This window comes from Dysgonomonadaceae bacterium zrk40 (genome assembly GCA_016916535.1).
Taxonomy (GTDB): domain Bacteria; phylum Bacteroidota; class Bacteroidia; order Bacteroidales; family Dysgonomonadaceae; genus Proteiniphilum.
The window spans coordinates 1,965,559-1,990,387 of the sequence record CP070276.1; the positions used below are offsets into that span (position 1 = coordinate 1,965,559).

The window sequence follows — 24,829 nt, forward strand, 5'->3', positions numbered from 1 at the left end:
TATGGAAAGAGTAATAAACTTAGGTAAATATATAGAACAGGGAATCAATGCCCTGGAAGAGAATTTCTCTTTTCTGTGGAGCGCCATCGACGATGGGATCTCCTGGACGGTAGATCATCTCAACGACTTGTTGCTGGGCATTCCCTTTGTCCTCTTCCTGCTGCTTATCACTTTCCTGGCCTACTACGCCAAGACAGGCAGTAAGCTATTCAGGAAGGAGGGGCTGAAAATGGGGCTCGGATTGGCCTCCTTTGTGGTCGTCGGCTTCCTGCTGATCTATCTGATGGGCTACTGGGAGGATGCCATTCACACCACCACGCTGGTACTGGTGGCTACCTTTATTGCCCTGATCCTTGGAATTCCACTGGGAATCCTCTCGGCAAGAAACAGGACTGCTGATATGATCATACGCCCTATTCTCGATTTTATGCAGACGATGCCGGCCTTCGTATACCTGATTCCGGCCATCTTCTTTTTCAGCGTGGGGAATACGCCGGGCATCATTGCCACGGTAATCTTCTCACTGCCCCCGGCAGTGCGTCTCACCAGCCTCGGCATCAGGAATGTACCCTCTGATGTGGTGGAGGCGGGACATGCTTTCGGTGCCACCGAAAACCAAATCCTATACAAGATTCAGCTGCCGCTGGCCATGCCGACCATTTTGACCGGTGTGAACCAGGTGATCCTGCTGGCGCTCTCGATGGTGGTAATAGCCTCAATGGTAGGGGCCCGCGGACTGGGTAGCATCGTCTATCAGGGGATCCAGCAGAACGACATCGCGAAAGGGTTTGAGTCGGGTCTCGGGATTGTGATCCTGGCCATCATCCTCGATAGGATCACCCAGTCGATTGCCAATAAGAAATAGAATGATAATTTTAAAACAGAGTAATATGAAAAAAATGAGCAAACTACTGTCCATTCTTATGGCAGCATCGATTCTGCTGTTGATGACAGCCTGTGGCAACAGCCAGAAAAGTGACCGTGAAGAGGTGACCATCCTCTACCCCAATTGGGCCGAAGGAATTGCCCTCTCCTACCTGAGTAAGGTGGTGCTTGAAGAGAAGGGTTACGATGTGGATATGATCAACCTGGAACCGGGACTGATTTATGGTGAGCTGTCGAAAGAGAACTCAAAGGGGGATATCTTTCTTGATGCATGGTTACCCCACACTCACAAGGAATATTGGGAAGATTATGGCGACAAGCTGGAGAAGCTGGGTGAAGCATTTAGCGGCGGTACCACCGGGTTGGTGGTTCCCTCCTATGTCACCATCAACTCAATCGAGGAGCTGAATGCAAACCGAGACCGATTCGATGGTGAAATCATCGGTATTGGTAGTGGAGCAGGAATACATGCTAGCACACTGAATGCGATAGAAGCATATGATCTCGACTTTGAACAGATCACCTCCAGTGGCCCCGCAATGGTTGCCAGCCTCGACAAGGCAGTCAAGAATGAGGAGTGGATCGTGATTACCGGCTGGAAGCCTCACTTCAAGTGGATGAACTTCGACCTGAAGTACCTTGAGGATCCCAAAGGGGTTTATCCCACTGATGTGTGTGCCATCATCTCCAGAAGAGGATTTAAGGAGGATATGCCTGAATTGGCTGCCTTTTATGGCAAGTTCAATCTTAGCGAGGACTATCTTTACAGTCTGATGGCAGCCATTGATGAGCAGGGTGAAGAGGCGGGTGCCGCAGCATGGTACGAAGCCAATAAGGCGATGATAGACGGCTGGTTCGAGTGATCAATGCCACAATTCATTCGCTATGAAAAGAAGAAAGCCGCCCCGAGGGCGGCTTTCTTCTTTTTTAATCTGTCGGGATGAGGTGACTCGAACACCCGACCTCCACGTCCCGAACGTGGCGCGCTAGCCAACTGTGCTACATCCCGATGATTTGTGGGTGCAAAGGTAAATAATTTTTCTGTATTCGCTCAAATTTAAGATAAAAAACAATGTGATGCGTATAACGAATAAAAAAATTGGGTACATTTGCAGGGTAATCCTGCGGCAATAGCTCAGTCGGTAGAGCATTAGCTTCCCAAGCTGAGGGTCGCGAGTTCGAGTCTCGTTTGCCGCTCCCTCAACATCAAGCACTTATCGGTATTTACCGATAAGTGCTTTTTCTTTTGGGTAAACAATGGGTAAACATTTTCCGTAAAACATCAATAATTATCTCATTCCATCGATAAGATAATTCCCGTTAAGCATAAATATTCCAACCCTTTTTATTCCTAATTAATCGATATTATCTTCCCCAACTCTCCTACATTTCTTTCATCAATCCATCCCATTCCCCCATTGGTAACATTTAGGAGTATAACTACCTGTACCAACAATGTTACCAATCCTTGTAAAAACTGCTTTCCTTCACAAAATCACCAAAACAGCCAAAGAACCAATTACATAACAAGCTTCAGCGAACCACCCAACCCATTTAGAGACCACCCGGCCATCCTCCCAACCCCCTGGCAACCCCCAAAACGTGTTACCAATTCCCCCGGGAACGGTCACCCCTCCGCTCCCTTATCCCTTACAAAATCAAACCTATCTGCTGTTTATTGTTTTTTATTCTTATTTTTGTAGCGATGTCGGTCAAACGTAAGATATATTTTTCGGTGGTGCACTAATCCGAAATTGGGACATCGGCATGAGTCTTGTTATCTTGGTGCCTATCGTTCTCAAGTAGAACACTCGGCACAGCGTGTAAACTGGTAAGCGGTGTAATTGCTACAGCGTTTGTCGGATGAGTGATATTTTTTCACTTTTTGAAAAAATTCCTTTTGAAGCATGAGGTCTTTGGATTAAGATCAATTGCTGTGCGTATTTAATTCTAACTGTCCTTCCATGAGAGCGAAAGAAAAGCTTGAGTTCAACAAAGCTGAATTCGAATTCTACGAGCTTGTCAAAAAATCAATCTACGATCTTTATTCCCTGAGAACAAACAAACGAAAAACAGAAGAGTATTGCGACAATCATCTCTTTGCCGATGCCAGGTGTCGGGAAATCTTCAAAATCAACAACTGCAATCATGAATCGGTCAATTTCCATGAAAACGATGATGAAATAGATCACCTGATCTCCTACAGGGTCCGGAAGGAGATTCAAAACGCCATCTGCGACGACAAAACATTTATCTATGCCTACAACATCATCGAACGGGACAATAATCCCTACGACTATCATTACAAGAGCAAGAGTCTCCAACTCAAACCCGAGACTCTAACCACCTCGAGAGAGATCGAGGAGGAGATATCACGCTACAAGGAGGACTATCCGAAGAGCAATTTGAGCGACTACCTGATCGATGAGGCGAATTTTAAATTCTACAACGAACGCTTCTTGAATCTTAATTTTGATGATGAGGGGTGGCTCTTTATCTTCAACAAGGCTTACGAGATCTTCGATCGCATTCGCACCTTTGCTGCAAATCCCTCGCAAGCCCATCATATAGCCAACAACATCTATTTTGGCGACAAGCTGATGGAGGATGCAATACTCGACTTTCTACTCCTTCTGATCGATAACTACTCCTACGATCTGACACCGGAGCAGGTGAAGAAGTTCAGGTTGCTGGCATTCTTCATCCGCAAACATCGCGACCCGCAGACGCTGACAATTGAGAAGAAATATCTCGACAGAATTCCATCCCTCAACCTGGCTAAGGTGGACTGGATGAAAGCTACACGCTATTTCAAGGTGTTCGTCAATCGCTCACTTAGTTCACAAAACATGTGTGCAAGGGCAAGCAAGTGGCTTGAAAAAAATCTCCACCTTTTGGAGATCCGCCTCCGGCTCCTCTCTTTCAAAAGGTAGTATTTTTTTCGCCACCCTTGCACACACCGCATCCACACTTAGCTCTTGCGCTCCCACTCACTTCGCTCCCATTCCCCGTATCTGCAATGTGATTGGTTTTAAACACCCAACAGCATTCCCAATCACGGCCAGTCTAAGATCGCTTCGTTTGGTGCTCATCGCTGCGTGGCTGCTTGTTTTGTTGCACAACGCTCGCTCAATCCTCACGCGTGGCTACTCTTGCCCCCTTGAATCCCCAATAAGGTATTCGCTTCGCTCATACATTATTTGAAAGGGGGCAACCGCCACTCCGTGTTTCTGCTCGCCTGCGGGTCGCTCAGGCTAATCGGGGTGTCACACTTTTTGTAAATCTACCGCCCCACCACATCACCGGAGTCCCTTTCTAATCCCATCGCTTTGCCATGTCCATTCCGCTCGCTCCCTCTCCGCCCGACCCTCATGCTTCGGGTCGGACCGGATCCTGCGCTTGCTCCATTCACATCGCATCGCTCTCTCGGTTCTGCACCTCCGCGTTACTGCCGTGTTCGCTATAGCTCTCTCTGTCGGCAGCCGACCCTCATGCTTCGGGTCGATCTCCCTCCTCCGTTCGCTTCGCTCGCACCGCAACGCTCCCCGCGTTTACCACCACCGATCTTTCATCGGTGTGAGCTTGCTTCCGCTCCTCATCTGTTCCATTCCGCGCTTTCACGCCAGGCGCTTTCTACCAATGGACAAGGGATATCAAGCTTTCTTCCCGCCCTTGCAGCCAAGTATGCTTCGCACTTCGCTGCAAGGCCGCCCTCCCCAAAGCCCCTGGCGTTTCATCGCTCCATTCCACTCCTTTCGTCGCTCCACCAAGCTCACACCTTCCCGGAGGCCATATAACAAAAAGTCCGCCACCCCGGCTGTCATCAGCAGGCGTCACCAGCGCTCATTACTTCGCGCTCCCTCATGCCACCGCCTTCGCTCCACTCGCGTCGGCTCGCGCCTCGTCACTCCGCAAGCAAAAACAGGTCGCTGCGCTCCCCCGTTTTTCCATTGCTCCGTTCCAGCTCAAGGCTGCATTTCCTGTTCTTGTCCTATTTTAATCCATTAATAAAGGCTACAACATATAATTTCGTTTGTTCAGAAATAATCACTAAACTTGCAATTGTTGTTTTATTCAACTGTGTGGTTACTTTAATTAACTTATTTCTGAAACTACCCAAATGGTACTTTTTTAAGTCATTACCATCTCATTAATTTTATCAACTTATTACCGAAATTTTAAATATAGTCATTTTATTATGAGTGAATTAAATCAAATAATAGCTTCTCCTAAAAATGGAACCGAAGATTTGACTTTCAACGGACAAAAGACAGAATACAAGCTATTTGACTTTTGGCGTTGGAGCGTTTCGGATCTTTTGAGTAACGCTACCCGTGGTAGATTAGCCGAATTTATAGTTGGAACAGCAGTTGGAATAAATCCTGATCATATTCGCGACGAATGGGATACCTACGACCTGAAAACAGTAGATGGTATAAAAATCGAAGTAAAATCTGCTGCATACATCCAATGTTGGAGTCAAAAATGTTTTTCATCAATCTCATTTTCGATCAAGCGATCTTTTTATAGGGTTCCGGATACAAATAATGAATCTGTTAAACTTAAAAGATACGCTGACCTATACGTATTTTGTGTCTTAAAACACAAAGACCAGAATACAATTGACCCGTTAAAAATGGAACAGTGGGATTTCTACATCTTGCCTACTTTTCGCCTTGATAATTACAAAAGAAGTCAAAGTTCAATCACATTGAACTCTTTAAAGAAACTGACCGTTCCGGTGTCTTACATTGAATTAAATAACCGTATTCAGATAGCTTTTTCAGAACAAACAAATTACATTTCACATTCAGTTCAATGATGCAAGTACAAAAACTATATCAGCAAGAAGCCAAAATGATTTACGACATAAATGGAATTCCTTTGATACAGTATTTTTTTTAATAAAAATCCTATCCCCTTCCGCATTAAAAACCCTACATTTGCTCCATGCAAAAGGAACTCAACACCCAGAAAATCGAACTGATTCATCCTGAAAGCTCTGAGCAAAAATATCCCTACATCGGGGATATCCAGGCTGGGTTTCCCTCTCCGGCCGAAGATTTCTTCCACGATTACATCAGCCTCGACGAGCTGCTGATCGATCAAAAGGAGACCACATTCTTTGCCCGAGTGACCGGCAGTTCCATGAGCAACGATTTCAACGACGGTGATTTGCTCATCATCGACAAGAGCCTGGAGTGGGAGGAAAACAAAATTGCCCTCTGCTTCATCAATGGTGAGTTCACCTTAAAACGGATCAAGGTGAAAGATAATAAATGCTTCCTGCTCCCCTCGAACCATGATTTTCCCCTTATCGAGGTCAACTACGAACAGGGTGTGACGATCTGGGGCATTGTCAAATATTCAATTCGCAAACACTGATGTACGCGCTGGTCGACTGCAATAACTTTTACGCCTCCTGCGAAAGGGTTTTCAACCCTTCGCTGAACGGCAAACCTATCGTTGTTCTCTCGAACAACGACGGTTGTGTCATTGCCCGATCCAACGAGGCCAAAAGCCTCGGCATCCCCATGGGGGCGCCGGCTTTTGAGTATGAATCTGTTTTCCGTCGGAACAGTGTCAAAGTCTTCTCCGCAAACTTCCCGCTTTATGGTGACATGAGCCGCAGGGTGATGAGCCTGCTCTCCAACTTCTCCCCCGATCAGGAGATTTATTCCATCGACGAGTGCTTCCTGAATCTCGATGGCCTCAACGTGGACCTGCAACAGTATGGTCTGCAGATGAAATCCCGGGTCGAAAAGGGTACCGGTATCCCGATCAGCATTGGAATCGCACCCACCAAAGCTCTCTCCAAACTGGCCAACCGCATCGCGAAGAAGTTTCCCAAGGAGACCGGTGGCAGCTACGTGATCGACAGCGAAGAGAAAAGGATCAAAGCCCTCAAATGGTTGAAGGTGGAGGATATCTGGGGTGTGGGCAGAAGGAATGCGAAGAAACTCTATACCATCGGTGCCAACAAGGCCCTCGACTTTGTACAACTCCCCGAATCCTGGGTGCTGAAGAACATGACGATCGTCGGATTAAATCTTCAAAAGGATTTAAAAGGGATCCCCACCCTCGAGATGGTACCGGTGGAAAAGAAGAAGAGCATCGCTACCACTCGCACCTTCGAGTCGGATCTCCGCTCCTTCGATGAGGTGCGGGAGCGCATCACCACTTTCACGGCCATGGGTGCCGAGAAGTTGAGGCAGCAGCGGTCGCTCTGCAAAAAAATGATCGTTTTCCTCGAAACCAACCGTTTCAAAGAGCACGAAACGCAATACTACCCGTCCATACAGATCAAACTTCCTTTCCCGACCAACTCCACGCTCGAGCTGGTGAAGTTCGCCAACATCGCTTTGAAACAGATCTACAAGCCGTATCTCTATTTCAAGCGGGGTGGGGTGTGGTTCACCGATTTTGTCGATGCCAACGAGTTCCAACCGTCGCTCTTCTTCAACTCCGATCCCAAACATAAAAAACTGATGGAGGCCATCGACGGCCTAAATCACAAGTACCACAAGGAAGTGGTCCGCATCGCCACCCAGGATCCCCGCAAACACAAGATGCGCCAGGAACACCTCTCCAAACACTTCACCACCGACATCAACGAAATTCTTACTGTCGGATTGTAGTTCTTGCAACCCCATAAATGAACCCCCGCAAAGATACGGTGGCTTCCGCTGTAATCTTACAAGGTCAAGCCCTCCGGGTTTCCGATCAAATCTCCAATTCCGCTTCCGCGGAAATCGTATTTTACCGGAAAACCTTGCCGATTACAAAGCCACCCTTTGCTGATCGCTATGGTTTCATTTATTCCTTCGATCTATTTCTGTTCGCGCTTATTCTAATTTTCGACGATTAATTAGAATTAAAAGATTCTGATCCTATATTTTTCACTTCCATTGAAGTTCCATTCTTTTCGCTCCAAATTATTAGAGTATTGTTAGAGTATTGTTAGATTTTACCCTTTCTTTCCCCTGCAATCCAATGCTTTTACAAGCATAAAAGCGTAATCCTCACCGGTTTAATTGTGCCTTGATTTCCATTTGTAATTTTATTTCCGGAGATGGCCCGATAGGTATCTGCCCTGGGGCTAGGTGGTTTCCGGCCGGCATCGGTTTACGATTCCGTAAACCAAAAATTTCAGAGTCACCCTACCGACAAGTCAATACCAACTCCGTACCATCTCTTATTAAACCATATGTTTAACATTTTAAAATTTATCTATCATGGGTACAATTAAACAAGGTATTTTAGGCGGATTCTCCGGCAAGGTGGGGAACATAGTCGGAGCCTCCTGGAGAGGCATCGATTACATCAGAAGCATGCCTGCCAGCGTGCACAACCCGCGGACCGAGGCACAGGTGTCTCAGCGCACACGGTTCTCTATCATCGGCAAGATGTTGAAGACTTTCGTCCCGATCATCCGGGTGGGCTTCGCAAGCAGCGTCGGTACGGGTAAGAGTGCCTTCAGCGTGGCGATGTCCTACAACGTCAAAAACGCGGTGATCGGCATCTACCCCGACTTCGAGATCAACTTCCCGTTGGTGAAGTTGACTTCCGGAGAGCTCTATGGTGCCGGCAGTGCATCGGCGACAAGCTCTGGGGGGAGTCTCGACTTCGTGTGGGACACCGATCTGCTCAACAACGCGGCAGCCACCGACAAGGTGATCCTGATGGCATTCAACCCGATCACCGGTGATGCATCCTACGACATGGATGCGGCTACCAGGGCCGACGGCAGCGGTTCACTGGCTGTGCCCCCCACTTGGGATGGCGGATTCGTGGATACCTACCTTCTGCTCACCTCGGCAGATGGCAAGTTGGTCTCTAATTCGGTCTATGCGGGCCGGGTTGAGGTCTCGATGATTTGATCTTTGTTCGGAGCCGCCCCACGGGCGGCTCCGTTTCTCCCTCTGCAGGCTTCCGGCTCCAGGAGAATCTAATGGATTGCTACGATGGATATGTTGATGGATATACTTCCGGTGAACGGTGAATGGCTGGTCACCATGAGTTCTTTCCTGGGCGGTGGCGCCCTGGGGGGATGGATCTCTGCGGTGGTGAACCGCAAGGAGAACAAACGTATAAAGCAAAGCGAGGCTTTCCAATCGGAGGCTTCCGCCAAACGGGAGGATGCCCTGGCTGCAACGGAGATGATGGGTCTCCTGGAACGTACGGTGGCCCATATGGAGAAGATGAACTCTTACAACAAATCCAACTCCGAAGAACTGTTGAGACTCCTAAGGGATAAGGAGGGCATCAACGAGAAGCTGAAGAAGGATCTTGCCTTGCTTCAACTGCAGATCACCGAAGATCACCGACGGATCACCGGTCTCGAGAAAACTGTCGAACGGGAGATCCGCTGGCGCAAGGATGGGGACGATCACTACTGCTTGGTGGTGGATTGTCCAAACCGTTTACCACCTCGTGGTACTTTCAAACGGGTTGAGGAACAACAATAAAATTAAACTCAATTCAAAAACATCATGAACCGGCAACTCTTCTTTCAGGAAATCAATCGTTCTCTCTTCAATGGGAAGCTGAATGACCGCCAGCGGGAGGGGATCCTCCACAAGCTGGCAGCATTCGACAAGTTCGAGGTAACCGTCGACCAGTGGATTGCTTACATGCTGGCCACTTCTTATCATGAGACCGCGCATACCATGCAACCCATTGAGGAGTGGGGGAAAGGCATGGGGAAATCTTACGGGAAGAAGATCAAACAAAATGGCCAGCCTTACACCTGGCCGGACAAGATCTACTACGGCCGCGGGGATGTCCAACTGACATGGTATGAGAATTACGAACGGATGGGTGATCTGATGGGCCTGCCGCTCCTGGAACAACCGGAGCTCGCGCTCGATCCCGAGATCTCTGCCCAGATTCTGGTTGAGGGAATGATCCTGGGTAAATCCAACCGGGGCGACTTCACCGGCTATTCGCTCGAGAACTTTTTCAACCCCCAACGCGACGATCCCTTCGGTGCCCGCAGGATCATCAACGGCCTCGACAGCGCCCACACCATCGCCGGGTACCATTACAAATTCCTGGAAGCAATCCGTAAAGCATCATGATGAACGAACACAAACTTACAGCTTCACAACTCACAATTGTTGTACCAAATGCTACACCAATTTTTGTACCAGTGATTGCACCAGTGGTTGCACCAAATAGAACAACACCGGTTGTCCTTCTGCTCTTCACAACCCTACTCTTCCTGGTGGGCTGCAAACCCAAACAAATCATCACTGAAAAGGTGGTGACAAAGATCGACAGTACAGCTGTGATCTCTTTAAAGAATGAGCTTCATGCAAAGGAGATCCAGGTAGAAAACCTCAAAACCGATTTTAAGCGCCTCAGCGATGAGAATACCCGGTTGATGAGTGAAGCCTCAACCCACACCATAAACTACGACACTGCGGCCGCTGTGGATCCCCACACAGGTAAATACCCCATTGCAAGTGAAACGATTACCCAAAGCAAAAGCCTGCTTGAAAAAACAATCAAAGAATTTGAGATCCTGGAACAGGAGTACAACAATGAGATTTATAAACTAACCAGGGAAAACCAAAACCTTGAATTCACCCTTGAAACTTTAAAAGAGGAAAACCATTCTCTTAAAGAGAAAATCACCACAACAACCGGATTTAATTTCAAACTTTTCTTTGCAGGTATGATCTTCGGTATTGTACTTATACTTATTTCAATTGCTTTTAAAAACAAAATTTTATCCCTCAAAATACCGAGCAATTTATAACGGTTCTCAGCTATACGCAGGCAGGGATTTTAACCACTGAACTTCCTACGAAGAACTGAACTTCAAATTTAGCACTTTCCTGTCCTACGAAGCACGAATCCCCTGCTTGCGTATAGGTGATGTGTGCGCCCTGCATGAGCAGAGCGCACCTGCTGCAAGCAACAGTAAAATTTCAAAATTACAAATAATTTTGGTTAAACAATGCTCTAAGCAGGTGTATTTTTCCAGAGGGTGTAAGTCCCTTATGCACGGGGTCGTGCCCGAAGCATTAGCAAGTCGCAAGCTGGTTGTTGGTGACGACAGCAGTGAAGGAAGCGAGACTGCAAAATCCGGTACTGACGAACAGAAACGGTATATGAGGCATAATTGTCCTGGGTAAGCAACCACATCATTGTAACGCCCAAAAGGTAGTTTGTGGACAGATATGTAGATACCGCAGGGATTGGAGGAAGGAAAAAGCTCTTACCGGGGGAGATCTCTAAGCAGTAAAATGTAATGAGAAGTCAGCCGAGGTCATAGTAATTACGGAAAACGAGCCGGCAAGTGATAGAAATCCAGAGAGTCGGAGGTCTCACGAACGTAATGAAGGACTGAACGTTAAGAAGTTTTTAATGCGACATGGATTTTCAGCAATGAAATAGCCTGTAGCAAGCGAAACAGGGCAAGAGAAGATGATTAAATTAGCAAACAAAAACGAAATGGAATTGATCGAGCAAGTGATTAACCGTCACAACATGATGCGTGCATTGCAACAGGTCAGGCAGAACAAAGGTTCGGCAGGAGTTGACCGGATGCCTGTAAGCGAACTATACGACCACCTGACAAAGAACAGGGAAAGTATAGGGCAATCATTGTTAAATGGCACTTACCTGCCACAACCCATTTTGGGGGTAGAGATACCCAAGGGAAATGGGAAGACACGTCTTTTAGGTGTGCCTACCGTGGTTGACCGAATGCTTCAACAAGCCGTAGGGCAAGTTTTAGCCAACCGGTTCGAAATGGAATTTGAGGATTACAGTTATGGATTTCGCCCGAATAAGAATGCCCTGCAAGCGGTACTCAAAGCATTGGAGTATATAAACAATGGTTATCAGGATATAGTAGACATTGACCTGAAGAGCTTCTTTGACGAAGTAGACCACTGCATTTTGCTGCAATTGTTGTATCGCAAGGTAAAATGCCCGCTTACGCTGCGTCTTATCCGCAAATGGCTGCGAGCGCCGATTTTAATCAACGGGAAGTTAGTCAAACGCCGAAAAGGAGTACCACAGGGCAGTCCGCTGAGCCCGATTCTCTCCAATATCATGTTAGATGAATTGGATAAAGAATTAGACAGACGTGGATTAAAGTCTGTCCGCTATGCTGACGACTTTAGCATTTATTGCAAAAGCCAATGGCAAGCCCGCAAAACAGGCAACGAGATCTTTCTCTTTCTAAAGAGTAAACTACACCTGCCTATTAATCGGGAGAAAAGTGGAATCCGTCGCCCCGTAAACTTTTCGCTATTAGGATATGGTTTTGTGCCCACTTACAAAAAGGGGGAAAAAGGCAAATACCAGCTGGTGGTAAGCGGCAAAGGATGGAAAAACCTGAAACTAAAACTCAAAGCCATCACCCGAAAAACCACACCCGCCAGTTTCGATGAGCGTATCCACAAACTGAAAGAAGTACAGCGAGGCTGGCTTCAATACTACCGCATGGCAAGTATCCAGGAAAAACTCAAAGATGTGGATGGGTGGGTGCGTAACCGGTTACGTTGCTGTATCTGGAAACAATGGAAGAAATCCGAACGAAGACGGAAAAACCTGATACGTTTGGGCGTTGACCTTGAACACGCATACAGCCACAGCCGTAGCCGAATGGGTACATGGGCGGTCGCCTGTAGCCCTATTTTGAAAACCACCATCACGGTGGAACGTCTGCAACAACGCGGTTACGAACCTATGTTTACTTATTATCAGAAAATTGCTCCATTTCTTAACGAACCGCTGTATACGTGAACCGTACGTACAGTGGTGTGAGAGGCTCTCCCCGTCAGCCAAGGCTGGCGGGGCAGTCTACTCGATTGTATGCTGGTGTTTATCCTTCAAAGTCAATCCGTCTCAAGTTTTAACAAATTTAACAGTTTTCTTATCAATCTGCACAGACGTTGATTCGGAGTACAAATTTATTTTGTTTTTGTGGGTGGGTAAATCCCCAAACCGCCCTTAAAGGCGGTTACTTGGGCTGGCTTTGTAAGCTCTTTGGCAAGCTTTGGTCGTGCGGCGGCTCGTGGGGCTTGCCAATGTGCTTACAAATAGGGTGGGCTTTTCCATCAGCTTCTCACTGTTTTACCCAATGCTTCTAACAACTGCGGATTATCCTCTAAACCAATCTTTGCTACTGCATAGAATTCACTCATCCAATCATCTATTTTGGCAAATGCAGCATCTTTTATTTTTGTTGCATCTTGTGATTCCCCTTTTTCTTTCAGATAAATTGCTCTTGCTGCTTCTAATCCAGATATTAGGGTGTTTGCTGCTGTCAAGTCGTCAACTGATATTTTTAAACGAGCTAATTTACCTTGAATAGCAGAATCGGCAGATGCAACACTGTAAAACTTTTTTGCTGCTTCTAACCATTTTATATATGTCCGTGGCATTACGCCTGAAATGGCTAATTTATCTGCGATTAATGAATCATTTCGGAATACAACTTTAGCTTTTTTTCGATGGGTGTTAAATGTGTCTTCTAATTGCTCCTTTTTACTTGAAAAATCTGCGTAAGCGGCAGATGTTTCATCATCTTCGGTTTTGTTTGCATCGTATGCAGTCCGGGTTTTTGTAAGCAATGCTTTACCTTCTGCGATAACTACTGAATCATAACCTAAATCAGCCATAATAGCCGCAATTTCAGGTTGGGTCTCCGCATTTTCCAAAGCTACCCGGTACAATTCCAAAGTTGCTGTGTCTGTAAGTTTTGTTCGTGATGCCATAATTAAATTTTTAAAGGTTAATAATTAATTACATTTGGTTTTTTCGCTTTTACAATTCTGTTTTTCAGTCTTACAATTGCGTTACCCCCACCGACATTTTCTCTATTCGGATTTGAAATTGATTTTTCCGACCGTACTGCAATATTTCCCCTACTTGCCAGTCTTTTTTTCCTTTCTACTATTGCATTTTTCAAACTTACAACTGCTATTTTTCAACTTGATGTTGTATTTGTAAAACCAAATGTTAAATATAATGAAAATACTTTTTGTAGGAACTCAGTTGCATTTCCGTTTTGTTAAAAAATCAGCAACAACTTTCATTCTTTTGTATCGAAGGGCATTTTACCGAACCATACGAACAATAAACGCAGCAATCGCCTTTTTTGGGTTTTATAAAAGCTTTGCACTTTTCACACTCATAGAAGAACTGGCATGAATCTTCAGGCATTTCTTCTTCTTTTTGATGCCCGCAATTTGGGCAGGTTATGATTGAGTGGTATTGAATTTTCATATCTATAAAGTTTTCAACAATCAGTTTTACATTCCTTTTCAATCCTTTCATTCTCAATTTGAAAGGTAGTGTGCCCTATCCCGAATTCGTGTTCAAGTTTCTTCTGCAGTTCAGAAATAAATTCATCGTTAAACCCTTCCGGCATTATCAGGTGGGCGGTTAAAGCTATTTGGGTGGTACTCATTGCCCAAACGTGTAAATCGTGAATATCGTTAACTCCATTTTGGGATAAAAGAAAGTTGCGTACTTTATCAAGTTTTATTTGTTTGGGTACTGCATCCAGTGCTAAATCAATGGAATCGGCAAATAACCGCCATGTACCCCAAAGGATGACCAGAATAATTATAAAACTCATTACCGGGTCAATCCATTGAATTCCGGTAAGGTTAATCAAAAGCCCGGCAACAACTACACCCAACGACACCCCGGCATCGGCAGCCATGTGCAGGAATGCCCCTTTGATGTTCAGGTCATCCTTTTGGCCTTTCAGAAACAGCAAAGCCGTTATGGTATTGATTACCACACCTATCCCGGCAACAATCATTACTTGCGTACCTGCCACGGGTTCTGGATTTTTGAATTTTCCTACAGCATCCCAGCCAATTGCTATTACTGCCCCAAAAAGCAATAGCGCATTGAGTATCGATACAAGAATGGTTGTTTTGCGTAAACCATAAGTGTATTTCCCTTTTGGTTTTATGGAAGCGAGCCTGATTGCAGCCCAGGCAAAAATCAAACTCAGTACGTCGCTGGCGTTGTGGCCTGCATCGGCTAATAGTGCTGATGAGTTGGCTAATAAACCATAAAATATTTCAACGGCTACAAAGGTGATGTTTAAACCGATGCCAATAGAAAAAGCTTTTCCGTAACTTTTGTTTGTCGCATGTGAATGTGCCATAATTTTACTGATTTAATTTCTTGGGGCGTACATAATGATTCCCATCCCGATAAGCGCAACGATTCCCCCAATTATATCGTACCTGTCGGGGATAAACCCGTCTACTTTCCAACCCCACAGTATGGCCATAATGATAAAAACTCCACCATAAGCGGCATATACACGCCCAAAATTAGCGGGTTGCCACAATTCCATACATTATAAGAATTATCCCTCCGATTGCTCCAAACCACCAGGGTTTATTTTCCCGAAGCCACAGCCAAACAAGGTAACCACCGCCGATTTCACAGAGTCCGGCTAAAACAAATAAAAGTATGGAATAAACTATTTTCATAAGCATCTATTTCCCTAATTTTAAAATTCTTAAAGCCCCTCTTACCACAATCAAAAATACAATTGAGCCAATGATTAAATCGGGATATTTTGATTGGGTCAACAATACCAAAATACCTGCAAGGATAACGCCCGTATTGATAATAATATCGTTTGATGTAAAAATCATGGTAGCTTTCATGTGTGCTTCTTTGCTCTTTGACTTTTGCAACAGATATAGACAAACTGAATTCGCAATCAATGCCAGTATTGATACAATTATCATGGTTTGAAAATCCGGCACCTCTTCAAAACTGATAAACCTACGTATTACTTCTACGAGGCCTATCAGTGCCAATGCCAGTTGAAAATAGCCACTTAGTCGGGCTACTTTTTTCTTGCGGGTTACAGTTGAGCCAACTGCCCAAAGGCTTAGGCCATAAACCAACGCGTCTGCCAGCATATCCAGTGAATCGGCAACCAGGCCCATAGATTTTGAAATAAAACCTGTGGTAATTTCAATGAGAAAAAAAGCAAAATTGATAATCAGAACTGTCCAAAGCAGTTTCGATTGTACTGATGAATCGTCCTTGAATTCATCCTGTTGGACAACAATGGTTTCTTTGTGTTCCGTGCCCAATTTGAGTTCTTTAAGGTGTTTTTCGATTTCCTCATTTTCTTCGGAATGAAACACGGTGAGCTTCCGGTTTTCAATATCGAACACCAAACTTTTAATTGTGGAAAGCCCTTCCAGCTTCATCCTGATAAGGGATTCTTCGGAAGGGCAATCCATTTTGCTGATGGTAAATACAGATTTGAACATGTTAACTATTCTTTATGTAACACCACGTTTAACGGAATAAAGACACCTACTTTCAAGCCCCAATTAATATCATCAACAGGTGTAAACAGGAATACAAAGGCATTTCCCACGTTACCCAATTTGAAATTGGGGCCGGTCTGAAGTATGAATTTTTTTTCATCAATCATATACTCTTCCGCCAAAACCCACGATACAGGAATCTTTTTGTCGAAGCCGACAAACCAATATTCGTTAAAATTGTAGATAGCGTTGGCAAAGGGCGTGTATCCCACCGACAGGTAGGTTTTATTATTGAACATGGCGCCCAACTCGGCATGGATACGCGTTATTTCCGTTTTGTTACCGTCAAAATCGTACATCACAAAAGGGTTAACACGTACCCCTGTGATTACTTTTAACCGTTCGCCTTCCTGGGCATTCGCTGTGAATACCCAGAAAAGTACGAAGGTTAATAACAACAGTTGTTTTCTCATTTCCAAAGATTTTTTAAATACTTTAGGTTAAAATACTGGCCGTATTATACGTTTTCAATGACCTTTTCAAGTTTTGCCCTTATTTCGTTGGCGATTTCCCCTAATTTGTCATTTTCAACCGCCAGCATCGAAGCCATCGGGTCAACGGCAGCTACTTCTGTTTTGCCATCATCCAGTTCCTGCACAATCACATTGCAGGGAAGCATGGCTCCGATTTTATTTTCGGCCCGCAGCGCTTTATGTGCAAATGGCGGATTGCAAGCCCCTAAAATTTGGTATTTATTGAAATCGACATCCAGTTTCTTTTTCAATGTGGCCTGCACATCAATCTCTGTCAAAACCCCGAATCCTTCTTTTTTAAGTTCTTCGGTTACTTTCTCAATGGCTTCATCGAAACCGTACTCTGTTATCTTTTCAATGTAATACTTCATGATTTTTTATTTTACATTAAATCTTTTTTTCGTTCTTCAAATTCTTGTTTATCAATTTCTCCCTTGGCATAACGCTCTTTTAAAATATCGAGCGCCGACTTACTTTCGGGTAGGTTGCCGGGGCGGTTATTTTGACTCATTCCTTTAACAACCATCCAAACAACGGCAATTACGATAATGAGCCCTATAACCCACCACCAGCCCATTCCCATTCCCCATCCGTGACACCCAAATCCATCCATCATAACATTCTCCTTTCTTTTTATCGCTTGTTTTTTTAAAAACCGAACTGGTGTTTACCAACAATTGCTGCGACGTGACATCATCATCTGTTTACGAGAATTCATTCCCATATTACCTGCATGCCAGCAATTTTCCGACATATCCCACCAATTGTAATTGTTGTTGTTAAAGTAGGTAAGCTGCTTTTCAGTAAGAAGTTTTTTTACCTGAACTTTTGTCTCCAGGTTGATATCCTCAATTTTTTCTTCTTTATCGCGGATAGTGCTTCTCAGTGATTTCACCTTTTTTACATAGAGCTCGGGATTTGAATTAGCAGCCCGGTATTCCATTCTCAAACTGCGAAGCTCATTTTCGATTGGAAGCTTTTTCTCGTAACTGTTTTTACGTAGCTCATTGATTTCCGTAATTTGTTCGGCTGATAAGGCATATTCCGCCGGGGTGTTGTTGTTCCACCATTGGGCATTAGCGTTTACCGACCAGTTTGAGTTACAACAATGAGGTTGTGCCATTGCCTGCGATGCAGAAAAGATAATTAATCCTGCAAGTAAAAAAGCCATTTTAAATTTTCCAGTTTTCATAATTAATAATTTTTAATGTTAGACATTCTAATAATTTCAACATCAAAATTACCAATAAGTTAGTGCAACACTATTGCAAAGTTAATCGCAGCGAGGACACACACCGTTAATAATGAATTGAGCATTATCGTAGGTGTAGCCTTCAGGAAGTTTAATGTTGGGAATTGGAAGTTCTTTCATACAACGTGTTCTGCCACAACGTGTACAATAAAAATGAACGTGCAGGTCATGTATATTACATGTGCATTCATCATCGCAAACGGCATATTTAACCGAGCCTGAACCATCATCAACAGGGTGGACAATGAAATTTTCCTCGAATGTTTTAAGCGCCCTGAAAATGGTTGAACGCTCCACTTTTTCAAATCGTTGCTCCAAATCCGCCAGGCTCAGCGCTTTCCCGGTTTCGGCAAGTGTTTTATAAACCAGGGTTCGCATGGCTGTTGGTTTGACGTTTTTCGATTCGAGTTTTTTGTCGATTTCCTTGTTTTCCATATCGTCAAATATTTATGAGAGAAATATTATTCAGAACTTTCATACCCCAAATTTACATAAAAATGTTTAATAACCTTACGGGATTTATCTTTACAACTTCAATTGCTGTACTACCCACATCTTTAATTACTTGACTCCTTCAAATACTTCAAAATAATTGGAATTGTTCTGAATTGTAAATTTGAAAATACATGAATTCATTTTTGGATTAAATCCCCCAAAATGATTGTCATTTTGATTGTGTTGGGTATTCATGTGATTGGTCCAGGCGTTCCATTGGTCAGTTCCCGCCCAGTTGCTGTTGCCCCAACCTTGATTCATATTTCCCCAGCAATTGCCATCGTTCATCCAGGCGTTATTTGTCCAACCGGATTGGCGGTTTGTGCAAAAATCATAATTATTGCGATTATGTCCATATTCAGCAAAAAAATCTTGTCCGGTATAACACACCATAATGCTGTCATAGTTTTGGTATAGTTGCATTGTAAAGGTTGAATCAAAATTGTAGGACAAACAATGCATACTAACTAAGCTATCGTTTATTAGCGTTACATTTAATGTCGCCAGACTGGACTGATTAGTAGCTGTACTCTTAAGAGTACCTGTATATGTGCCGATTACGCTGGAAGCTAAAGTATTATCCAAGGGTGTTTCTTCTTCCTTGTTACATGAATAAAAAAGGAATCCAACTACTGCTACCATTAAAAAAAATAACTTTTGTATTTTTCATGCCAGTAAATAATTTATTTCGTTTCATTTTTCTATCCTCCTATTTTATTCCAATATAAATCCTGCATTTTTAACTTTTGCCTCCAATTCGCTATACGCAATTTGTTTTGGATTGTATTCAATCAGTACCTGGTTCGATTTACGATATAACTTAAAATCTTCAACACCTTTAATTCCGTTTAACAAAGTCGTCAATTTCTCGTTATCACCTTCTTTATGCTCAACAAAACAGATTACGGTTTTTCTTTCATCAATTTTAATTGTAGTGATTTTATTATTATCATTAAGTTCAGCTTCTATATAGAGGGCAAAAGGTAAATCTGTCAATTTTGTTTCCTCCCCGTTGTATTTAACAGTCATGTTTTTGTCTATCTGAACCGGCATGCAAGCCTGTGTTCCTAAAACACATATTACAATTCCGTCGTCACCTAATTTTTCACCACCGACTGTTCCAATAATTTTTTCTGTTTCCTGCGCATAGATGTTCGCAATTGATACACCAAAAATCAATACTGTTGCTTTGATTACATTTAATATCTTGTTCATTTTACTTTTTTTATAAATTTTAAGTTATTGTATGCGAATTTTTTGTTTGATTTCGCTTTTCTGAAAGCGGGCAAGTTGCCTTGCCTGCCTTCAAAAAAAGCATCTAAATCTGTTACAATCCTTTGCTATTCAGAAAGGAATTGATTTTATATGAACCACTTGACTGGTTGTATGCATGTAAGGCTGAATTTGAACTAAACAACAATTCCATTTCAGAATAAAGTGGGTCGTCAGCGGGAATAACATTATTGACTCTAAAATTACTTCCATATCTATTTTCCAAGTTTTAATATCCTGAAAGCCCCCCTGACCACAATTAAAAAAACAATTGCACCAATGATTAAATCAGGATACTTTGATTGGGTCAACAAAACCAATACTCCTGCTGCGATAACACCAGTATTGATAATAATATCATTCGATGTGAATATCATCGTGGCTTTCATGTGTGCTTCTTCACTTTTTGATTTTTGTAATAAATAAAGGCAAACGGAATTGGCAATTAATGCCAATATGGAAACAATAATCATGGTTTTGAAATCCGGCACAGCTTCGAAACTGATAAATCTGCGTATTACTTCTATAAGCCCAATCAATGCTAAAGCCAGTTGAAAATAGCCACTCAGCTTTGCCACTTTTTTCTTACGGAACACAGTTGAACCGACAGCCCAAAGGCTAAGACCATAAACAAGTGCATCTGCCAGCATATCCAACGAATCGGCAACCAAACCCATAGATTTAGAAATAAAACCCGTGGTAATTTCAATAATAAAAAATGCAAAGTTGATAATCAAAACCGTCCAAAGGAGTTTCGATTGTACCGATGAATTGTCCTTGAATTCATCCGCTTGGACAACAATTGTTTCTTGGAGTTGCGACCCTAAATTGAGTTCTTTCAGGTGATTCTCAATTTCAGAGCTTTCTTCAGAATGAAAGACAGTAAGTTTTCGGTTTTCAATATCGAACACCAAACTTTTAATCATGGAAAGCCCTTCGAGTTTCATCCTGATAAGGGTTTCCTCGGAAGGGCAGTCCATTTTGGAAATGTGAAATGTACTCTTTTGCATATAGTTATTTTTTGTAGGCCAACAACCTCAAGGCATTAAATACCACAACAAGGGTTGAACCTTCGTGAATAACTACGGCAAGGCCTATGCCGGCCAGCCCAAAGATGGTTGCCGGAATAAGTAAAGTAACGATACCCAGGCTAATCCAGAGGTTCTGTTTTATAATACTTGTTGCTTTTCTGCTCAGGCCGATAGCAAAGGGAAGGGTTTCCAGTTTGTCGCCCATTAGGGCAATATCAGCGGTTTCGAGTGCCACATCAGAACCGGCCGCGCCCATGGCTATGCCCACGGTGCTATTGGCCATTGCGGGGGCATCGTTTACGCCATCGCCTACCATTGCCACCTTCGATTCCTGCTCTTGCAGTTTCTTTATGGCATCTACTTTTTCCTCTGGCAACAGGCTGCCCCATGCATCGGTCAAGCCTATTTCTTTGGCAACGGCATCGGCCACTTTCTGGTTGTCGCCCGTGAGCATGACCATCCGTTTGATTCCGATTTTCTTTAATTGCACCAGCGTACTTTTTGCTTCTGCCCTCGGGGTGTCCATTAAGGCGATGATGCCTACATAATCGTCATTCCGGCGAATAAGCATGGTGGTGTTCCCTTCGGCTTCGAGGGCTTTTACTTCTTCTACAATGTTTTTGGAAGGTTTTTTATCATCGAGGGCTTCATACAGTTCCAGGTTGCCTATATATACTTTATCATTCCCCAGTGCTGCCTTTATGCCTTTACCCAAAACGGCTTCCAAATCTGTGGCCTCGGGAATACTATTTCCTTCCAAACGTTTTTTACCGTCCCTTACCACCGCCTTTGCCAAGGGGTGGTCGCTCAGGTTTTCCACGGCAATTGCCATTATCAGCAATTCATTCTCATCGGTATTGTTCAGCGGAACTACTTTAGTGAGTTTTGGTTTGCCTTCGGTAAGTGTCCCGGTTTTATCGAAAGCCAGGGCGGTCAAAACCCCCAGGTCTTCCAACGGTCGCCCGCCCTTGATAAGCACCCCGCTTTTTGCGGCCCTGGCCACCCCGCTCAATACCGCACTGGGCGTGGAAATGGCCAGAGCACAAGGGCTGGCGGCTACCAGGACTGCCATGGCCCTGTAAAAGCTGTCGCTAAAATTTTCGTCTATGACCAAAAAAGCACCGAGCAATACAACCACCAATCCCAAAACAGCGGGAACGAAGTATTTCTCGAATTTATCGGTAAACCGCTGGGTGGGTGATTTCTGCGTTTGAGCTTCATTTACAAGCTTTACCAAACGGGAGAGGGTAGAATCTTTAGCTTCCTTAATAACCTTAACATCTAATGTGTTGTTACCATTGATTGTGCCCGAATAAACCCTGTTTTCGTCACTGATGTTTTTTTCGTTGGAATAGTCTTTTTCGGGATCTTCAACCGGTATTTTATCCACAGGAATACTTTCGCCCGTGATGGGGGCCTGGTTCACACTGCCTTCGCCGCTAACCACGACGCCATCTGACGGGATTTTGCTGTGTGGCTTCACCACGATGATATCGCCTATACACAGTTTTTCAACACCTACTTCTTCAATCCTCCCGTTCTTTTTTAGAAAGGCGGTTTTAGGGGCAAGTTCAGCCAAAGCAGCAATAGATTTACGGGCTTTGTTCATGGCATATTGTTCGAGGGCATGGCCCATACTGAATAAGAACAGCAGCAAAGCGCCTTCGGCCCATGCACCCAGTATAGCTGCACCAATAGCGGCAACCAGCATCAAAAAATCAATTTCAAATCCACCTTTACGTACGGCTTCGAACGCTTCTTTGGTAGTGTAGAAACCGCCAAAGAAATAAGCTCCGATGTACAACGATAGGCTTACCCATGAAGAGACTGCATCTACGAAAGAAAGGCCAAAACCAATGGTCAGCAATATTCCCGAAAGGATAGAGAAAACCAACTCCGTATTTTTACCAAACAGGCCGCCATGGGTATGTTCATGTTCTTCTCTTTCTTTTTCTTTGTGTTCAGGCTTCTTGTCTTTCGGTGCTTTCTCTGTTTCTTTGATGCCGCGAAGATATTCCCCGGCTTTTAAGGCAGTATCAGTTATTCCGAGGTCTTCTTTTCGTAAGGCTTTAACGATTGCCGCTTCATCCATCTGGCTTGTGTCGAACTCAGCCCGTACCATTCCCGAGGCAGAAACCGATACTTCAATCATACCGTTTAAGTCGCGCAGGTTACGCTCGATGCCGCGCGCATGGCGCGGGTGGCGGATACCTTCTACGCCGATGAGCTTGTGCCCGATTTTTTCGGTAATGGATGCCCCGGTTTGCCGGGCAATTGAACGTACGCGGTCCATGGAAATCAGTTCCGGGTTATAGTGAAAACAGAGTTGGGGCACGCCCTTATCTGCAGCTTCTAAAACATGGACTTTTTCCAGACCCTTTTGCTCCTGAAGCAGTGAGATAAGCTCCTGAACGCATTGGTCTTTTTCGTTTGGCACTTCGGGCAAAATGAGTGGTATTTCTATTTTTAGTTTTTTCATATTCTTTAAATATTAAAACCCGTTTTCCAGTCCTGTTTTCACCCGATACACTTTTTCAACATCGGAGACATAAATTAATCCATCGCCTGGATTTAATGTTTTACCATATTCCGAAATGATGTTTATTACCGTATTTATCTTTTCTTTTGCTACTACCATTTCAATTTTTGCCGTTGGGCTATCGGTTATGGAGAATTTTTGGGAAACAAACGCTTTGTCATCCTGAAATTTCCCTGTCCCTTCTGCAGTAGAAATGGTCATGTTTTCAAACCCAGCATCTTTTAAATGCTGAACAATGTCGTTCACTTTATTTGGTCTTATAAATGCTTTTATTTCTTTCATCATTTCCTTATTTTTAATGTTCGTGTTCTGTTTCTTCCTTTTTCATATCGGCCAATAAATAGTATGCCGCATTCATTACTACCTGTGTATTTTCGGGCAACGGATTAATCAGTCGAATTTCGGTATATCCTTCATCTTTCAGACCAGGGATAACCTCAACCATCCTGAATGCCGTTTTATTTTCTGCTGCATCATCATCGTCTTCATCTCCATGCTCGTGCCCCTCATGGTTTTCTTCTCCGACATGTTTTTCAAGAGCCTGCTTGTCCAATATAAAAATGAATGATTTTGTGCCTTCAGCAACAATGGCATCATTGGGAAGTGCCCGCGTATAGTTTTCATCGGTATGCAAATGGCCGTTAATGTACATACCAGGAATAAGTCCGGATACCTTCTCATTTATTTTTGCATGAACGTGAACTGCTCTCGAATTGGCCTCAAACTCTTTTCCAATGGCAAATATGGTTGCTGTTAATTCTTCGCTCGGGCGGTTTGATACTGTGAAATGAACTTTTTGACCTTCTTTAACAAGATACACATCTTTTTCATACACCATAAAATCGGCATGGATAGCGCTGTTGTCTGAAATAGCAAAAAGCTTGTTTGTTGCGTCAACATAGGTTCCCACCTTAATATTCACTTCATTAACAAAACCGTTAATAGGAGAATTAATGTTTATGGTATTTGAAATATTGCCCTGCATAATTTTATCGGGCGAAAGATTCAGCAATTGCAGGCGTGATTTTAATCCTTCGTATTTTGCTTTTGCCGTATTGTATTCCGCTTTTGCCTGTTGGAAGTCTCGGCCTGCACCAACATTGTTTTCAAACAATTCTTTTTGGCGTTCAAATTCCTGTTCCAGAAATTCAAGCCTGTTGGCAACTTCGGCAAAACTTTCCTGTAAGGCAATGTAATCCGGATGTTCAAGTACTGCCAATAATTGACCCTTGCTTACCCGGTCGCCATGGAATACTTTTATCTCTTTTACATTCCCGCCAATAACAGCTGTAATATCGGCGCTGTTTGCAGGAGGTACTTCGAGTTGCCCGTTTGACTTTACTACCGTGGTTAGGTTGCGCATTTGAAAAGACCCCAATTTTAATTTCAGGGCTTCCCGTTGGTTTTTATTTAATATCACAATGCCTTCGGGGCTATGTTCTTCGTGTTCTTCGCCTTCTCCGGCTGTTTTGTTTTTTGTGTTGCACGATATTAATGTGGCGATTGCCATCAATGCTATAATTATTTTTGTATTCATCGTT

Annotated in this window: 26 protein-coding genes, 2 tRNA genes and 1 pseudogene; 12 read left to right on the plus strand and 17 right to left on the minus strand. The window is 43.8% G+C overall.

Annotation, left to right across the window (positions count from 1 at the left end; all coding sequences use genetic code 11):
- Position 1: 1 nt before the first annotated feature.
- Positions 2 to 865 carry a proline/glycine betaine ABC transporter permease gene (locus JS578_08195; GenBank protein ID QRX62876.1) on the plus strand — a complete coding sequence of 288 codons (864 nt, stop codon included), beginning with the start codon at positions 2 to 4 and terminating at the stop codon, positions 863 to 865.
- Between the two features lie 34 nt (positions 866 to 899).
- Positions 900 to 1,748, plus strand: a complete 849-nt coding sequence (locus JS578_08200) for a glycine betaine ABC transporter substrate-binding protein (GenBank protein ID QRX62877.1) — start codon at positions 900 to 902, stop codon at positions 1,746 to 1,748.
- A 72-nt stretch (positions 1,749 to 1,820) separates the two neighbouring features.
- Here the strand turns inward: JS578_08200 and JS578_08205 are convergent.
- Positions 1,821 to 1,894: transfer RNA gene (locus JS578_08205), tRNA-Pro, on the minus strand.
- Between the two features lie 115 nt (positions 1,895 to 2,009).
- Between JS578_08205 and JS578_08210 the strand changes: the two genes are divergently transcribed.
- The 10 genes from JS578_08210 (at position 2,010) to ltrA (ending at position 12,648) form a co-directional block, all read left to right on the plus strand.
- A tRNA-Gly gene (locus JS578_08210) sits at positions 2,010 to 2,082 on the plus strand.
- Positions 2,083 to 2,849: 767 nt separating this feature from the next.
- A complete protein-coding gene (locus JS578_08215) occupies positions 2,850 to 3,818 on the plus strand; it encodes a hypothetical protein (protein QRX62878.1) in 969 nt (322 codons plus the stop codon).
- A 1,265-nt stretch (positions 3,819 to 5,083) separates the two neighbouring features.
- Positions 5,084 to 5,707, plus strand: a complete 624-nt coding sequence (locus JS578_08220) for a hypothetical protein (GenBank protein ID QRX62879.1) — start codon at positions 5,084 to 5,086, stop codon at positions 5,705 to 5,707.
- 128 nt (positions 5,708 to 5,835) lie between these two features.
- On the plus strand, positions 5,836 to 6,270 hold the full coding sequence (gene umuD / locus JS578_08225) for a translesion error-prone DNA polymerase V autoproteolytic subunit (protein ID QRX62880.1): 435 nt from the start codon (positions 5,836 to 5,838) through the stop codon (positions 6,268 to 6,270).
- Positions 6,270 to 7,523 carry a Y-family DNA polymerase gene (locus JS578_08230; protein QRX62881.1) on the plus strand — a complete coding sequence of 418 codons (1,254 nt, stop codon included), beginning with the start codon at positions 6,270 to 6,272 and terminating at the stop codon, positions 7,521 to 7,523. Before umuD ends, JS578_08230 begins: the two co-directional genes overlap by 1 nt.
- A gap of 597 nt (positions 7,524 to 8,120) precedes the next feature.
- Complete coding sequence (locus JS578_08235) at positions 8,121 to 8,765, plus strand: hypothetical protein (protein QRX62882.1); 645 nt, start codon at positions 8,121 to 8,123, stop codon at positions 8,763 to 8,765.
- Positions 8,766 to 8,861: 96 nt separating this feature from the next.
- Positions 8,862 to 9,353 (plus strand): hypothetical protein, encoded by a 492-nt coding sequence (locus tag JS578_08240; GenBank protein QRX62883.1) that lies wholly within the window; start codon positions 8,862 to 8,864, stop codon positions 9,351 to 9,353.
- 24 nt (positions 9,354 to 9,377) lie between these two features.
- A complete protein-coding gene (locus tag JS578_08245) occupies positions 9,378 to 9,965 on the plus strand; it encodes a hypothetical protein (GenBank protein QRX62884.1) in 588 nt (195 codons plus the stop codon).
- Positions 9,962 to 10,648 carry a hypothetical protein gene (locus JS578_08250; protein ID QRX62885.1) on the plus strand — a complete coding sequence of 229 codons (687 nt, stop codon included), beginning with the start codon at positions 9,962 to 9,964 and terminating at the stop codon, positions 10,646 to 10,648. The genes JS578_08245 and JS578_08250 overlap by 4 nt, the downstream gene beginning before the upstream one ends.
- A 704-nt stretch (positions 10,649 to 11,352) precedes the next feature.
- Entirely contained in the window at positions 11,353 to 12,648 is a 1,296-nt protein-coding gene (gene ltrA, locus JS578_08255; GenBank protein ID QRX64966.1) for a group II intron reverse transcriptase/maturase, read from the plus strand.
- A 314-nt stretch (positions 12,649 to 12,962) separates the two neighbouring features.
- Here the strand turns inward: ltrA and JS578_08260 are convergent, their stop codons facing one another.
- The 16 genes and pseudogenes from JS578_08260 to JS578_08335 form a co-directional block, all read right to left on the minus strand.
- Positions 12,963 to 13,622 (minus strand): hypothetical protein, encoded by a 660-nt coding sequence (locus tag JS578_08260; protein QRX62886.1) that lies wholly within the window; start codon positions 13,620 to 13,622, stop codon positions 12,963 to 12,965.
- A 17-nt stretch (positions 13,623 to 13,639) separates the two neighbouring features.
- A complete protein-coding gene (locus JS578_08265; protein ID QRX62887.1) occupies positions 13,640 to 13,816 on the minus strand; it encodes a hypothetical protein in 177 nt (58 codons plus the stop codon).
- Between the two features lie 330 nt (positions 13,817 to 14,146).
- Entirely contained in the window at positions 14,147 to 15,031 is an 885-nt protein-coding gene (locus JS578_08270) for a cation transporter (protein ID QRX62888.1), read from the minus strand.
- 12 nt (positions 15,032 to 15,043) lie between these two features.
- Positions 15,044 to 15,365: pseudogene (locus JS578_08275) on the minus strand (YnfA family protein).
- A 6-nt stretch (positions 15,366 to 15,371) separates the two neighbouring features.
- Positions 15,372 to 16,166, minus strand: a complete 795-nt coding sequence (locus JS578_08280) for a cation transporter (GenBank protein QRX62889.1) — start codon at positions 16,164 to 16,166, stop codon at positions 15,372 to 15,374.
- Between the two features lie 5 nt (positions 16,167 to 16,171).
- On the minus strand, positions 16,172 to 16,639 hold the full coding sequence (locus JS578_08285) for a hypothetical protein (protein QRX62890.1): 468 nt from the start codon (positions 16,637 to 16,639) through the stop codon (positions 16,172 to 16,174).
- Positions 16,640 to 16,683: 44 nt separating this feature from the next.
- Positions 16,684 to 17,070 carry a DUF302 domain-containing protein gene (locus JS578_08290; GenBank protein QRX62891.1) on the minus strand — a complete coding sequence of 129 codons (387 nt, stop codon included), beginning with the start codon at positions 17,068 to 17,070 and terminating at the stop codon, positions 16,684 to 16,686.
- A gap of 11 nt (positions 17,071 to 17,081) precedes the next feature.
- A complete protein-coding gene (locus tag JS578_08295) occupies positions 17,082 to 17,282 on the minus strand; it encodes an SHOCT domain-containing protein (protein QRX64967.1) in 201 nt (66 codons plus the stop codon).
- Between the two features lie 84 nt (positions 17,283 to 17,366).
- Positions 17,367 to 17,891, minus strand: a complete 525-nt coding sequence (locus JS578_08300) for a hypothetical protein (protein ID QRX62892.1) — start codon at positions 17,889 to 17,891, stop codon at positions 17,367 to 17,369.
- A gap of 81 nt (positions 17,892 to 17,972) precedes the next feature.
- A complete protein-coding gene (locus JS578_08305) occupies positions 17,973 to 18,386 on the minus strand; it encodes a transcriptional repressor (GenBank protein QRX62893.1) in 414 nt (137 codons plus the stop codon).
- A gap of 126 nt (positions 18,387 to 18,512) precedes the next feature.
- Positions 18,513 to 19,088, minus strand: coding sequence for a hypothetical protein (locus JS578_08310; GenBank protein ID QRX62894.1), 576 nt, complete (start codon positions 19,086 to 19,088; stop codon positions 18,513 to 18,515).
- A gap of 72 nt (positions 19,089 to 19,160) precedes the next feature.
- Positions 19,161 to 19,661 (minus strand): hypothetical protein, encoded by a 501-nt coding sequence (locus tag JS578_08315; protein QRX62895.1) that lies wholly within the window; start codon positions 19,659 to 19,661, stop codon positions 19,161 to 19,163.
- Between the two features lie 272 nt (positions 19,662 to 19,933).
- Positions 19,934 to 20,728: a cation transporter gene (locus JS578_08320; GenBank protein ID QRX62896.1), complete on the minus strand. Its 795-nt coding sequence runs from the start codon at positions 20,726 to 20,728 to the stop codon at positions 19,934 to 19,936.
- Between the two features lie 4 nt (positions 20,729 to 20,732).
- The gene (locus tag JS578_08325; protein QRX62897.1) at positions 20,733 to 23,228 is read right to left on the minus strand and encodes a heavy metal translocating P-type ATPase; all 2,496 of its coding nucleotides are present in this window, start codon (positions 23,226 to 23,228) and stop codon (positions 20,733 to 20,735) included.
- Between the two features lie 12 nt (positions 23,229 to 23,240).
- Positions 23,241 to 23,570, minus strand: coding sequence for a P-II family nitrogen regulator (locus JS578_08330; protein QRX64968.1), 330 nt, complete (start codon positions 23,568 to 23,570; stop codon positions 23,241 to 23,243).
- Between the two features lie 13 nt (positions 23,571 to 23,583).
- Positions 23,584 to 24,825, minus strand: coding sequence for an efflux RND transporter periplasmic adaptor subunit (locus JS578_08335; GenBank protein ID QRX62898.1), 1,242 nt, complete (start codon positions 24,823 to 24,825; stop codon positions 23,584 to 23,586).
- Between the last annotated feature and the right edge of the window lie 4 nt (positions 24,826 to 24,829).

Coding starts and splice junctions, on each gene's coding strand:
- JS578_08195 (QRX62876.1), top strand. CDS start 2: ATGGAAAGAGTAATAAACTTAGGTAAATATATAGAACAGGGAATCAAT.
- JS578_08200 (QRX62877.1), top strand. CDS start 900: ATGAGCAAACTACTGTCCATTCTTATGGCAGCATCGATTCTGCTGTTG.
- JS578_08215 (QRX62878.1), top strand. CDS start 2,850: ATGAGAGCGAAAGAAAAGCTTGAGTTCAACAAAGCTGAATTCGAATTC.
- JS578_08220 (QRX62879.1), top strand. CDS start 5,084: ATGAGTGAATTAAATCAAATAATAGCTTCTCCTAAAAATGGAACCGAA.
- umuD (QRX62880.1), top strand. CDS start 5,836: ATGCAAAAGGAACTCAACACCCAGAAAATCGAACTGATTCATCCTGAA.
- JS578_08230 (QRX62881.1), top strand. CDS start 6,270: ATGTACGCGCTGGTCGACTGCAATAACTTTTACGCCTCCTGCGAAAGG.
- JS578_08235 (QRX62882.1), top strand. CDS start 8,121: ATGGGTACAATTAAACAAGGTATTTTAGGCGGATTCTCCGGCAAGGTG.
- JS578_08240 (QRX62883.1), top strand. CDS start 8,862: ATGGATATACTTCCGGTGAACGGTGAATGGCTGGTCACCATGAGTTCT.
- JS578_08245 (QRX62884.1), top strand. CDS start 9,378: ATGAACCGGCAACTCTTCTTTCAGGAAATCAATCGTTCTCTCTTCAAT.
- JS578_08250 (QRX62885.1), top strand. CDS start 9,962: ATGATGAACGAACACAAACTTACAGCTTCACAACTCACAATTGTTGTA.
- JS578_08260 (QRX62886.1), bottom strand. CDS start 13,622: ATGGCATCACGAACAAAACTTACAGACACAGCAACTTTGGAATTGTAC.
- JS578_08270 (QRX62888.1), bottom strand. CDS start 15,031: ATGGCACATTCACATGCGACAAACAAAAGTTACGGAAAAGCTTTTTCT.
- JS578_08280 (QRX62889.1), bottom strand. CDS start 16,166: ATGTTCAAATCTGTATTTACCATCAGCAAAATGGATTGCCCTTCCGAA.
- JS578_08285 (QRX62890.1), bottom strand. CDS start 16,639: ATGAGAAAACAACTGTTGTTATTAACCTTCGTACTTTTCTGGGTATTC.
- JS578_08290 (QRX62891.1), bottom strand. CDS start 17,070: ATGAAGTATTACATTGAAAAGATAACAGAGTACGGTTTCGATGAAGCC.
- JS578_08295 (QRX64967.1), bottom strand. CDS start 17,282: ATGGGAATGGGCTGGTGGTGGGTTATAGGGCTCATTATCGTAATTGCC.
- JS578_08300 (QRX62892.1), bottom strand. CDS start 17,891: ATGAAAACTGGAAAATTTAAAATGGCTTTTTTACTTGCAGGATTAATT.
- JS578_08305 (QRX62893.1), bottom strand. CDS start 18,386: ATGGAAAACAAGGAAATCGACAAAAAACTCGAATCGAAAAACGTCAAA.
- JS578_08310 (QRX62894.1), bottom strand. CDS start 19,088: ATGGTAGCAGTAGTTGGATTCCTTTTTTATTCATGTAACAAGGAAGAA.
- JS578_08315 (QRX62895.1), bottom strand. CDS start 19,661: ATGAACAAGATATTAAATGTAATCAAAGCAACAGTATTGATTTTTGGT.
- JS578_08320 (QRX62896.1), bottom strand. CDS start 20,728: ATGCAAAAGAGTACATTTCACATTTCCAAAATGGACTGCCCTTCCGAG.
- JS578_08325 (QRX62897.1), bottom strand. CDS start 23,228: ATGAAAAAACTAAAAATAGAAATACCACTCATTTTGCCCGAAGTGCCA.
- JS578_08330 (QRX64968.1), bottom strand. CDS start 23,570: ATGAAAGAAATAAAAGCATTTATAAGACCAAATAAAGTGAACGACATT.
- JS578_08335 (QRX62898.1), bottom strand. CDS start 24,825: ATGAATACAAAAATAATTATAGCATTGATGGCAATCGCCACATTAATA.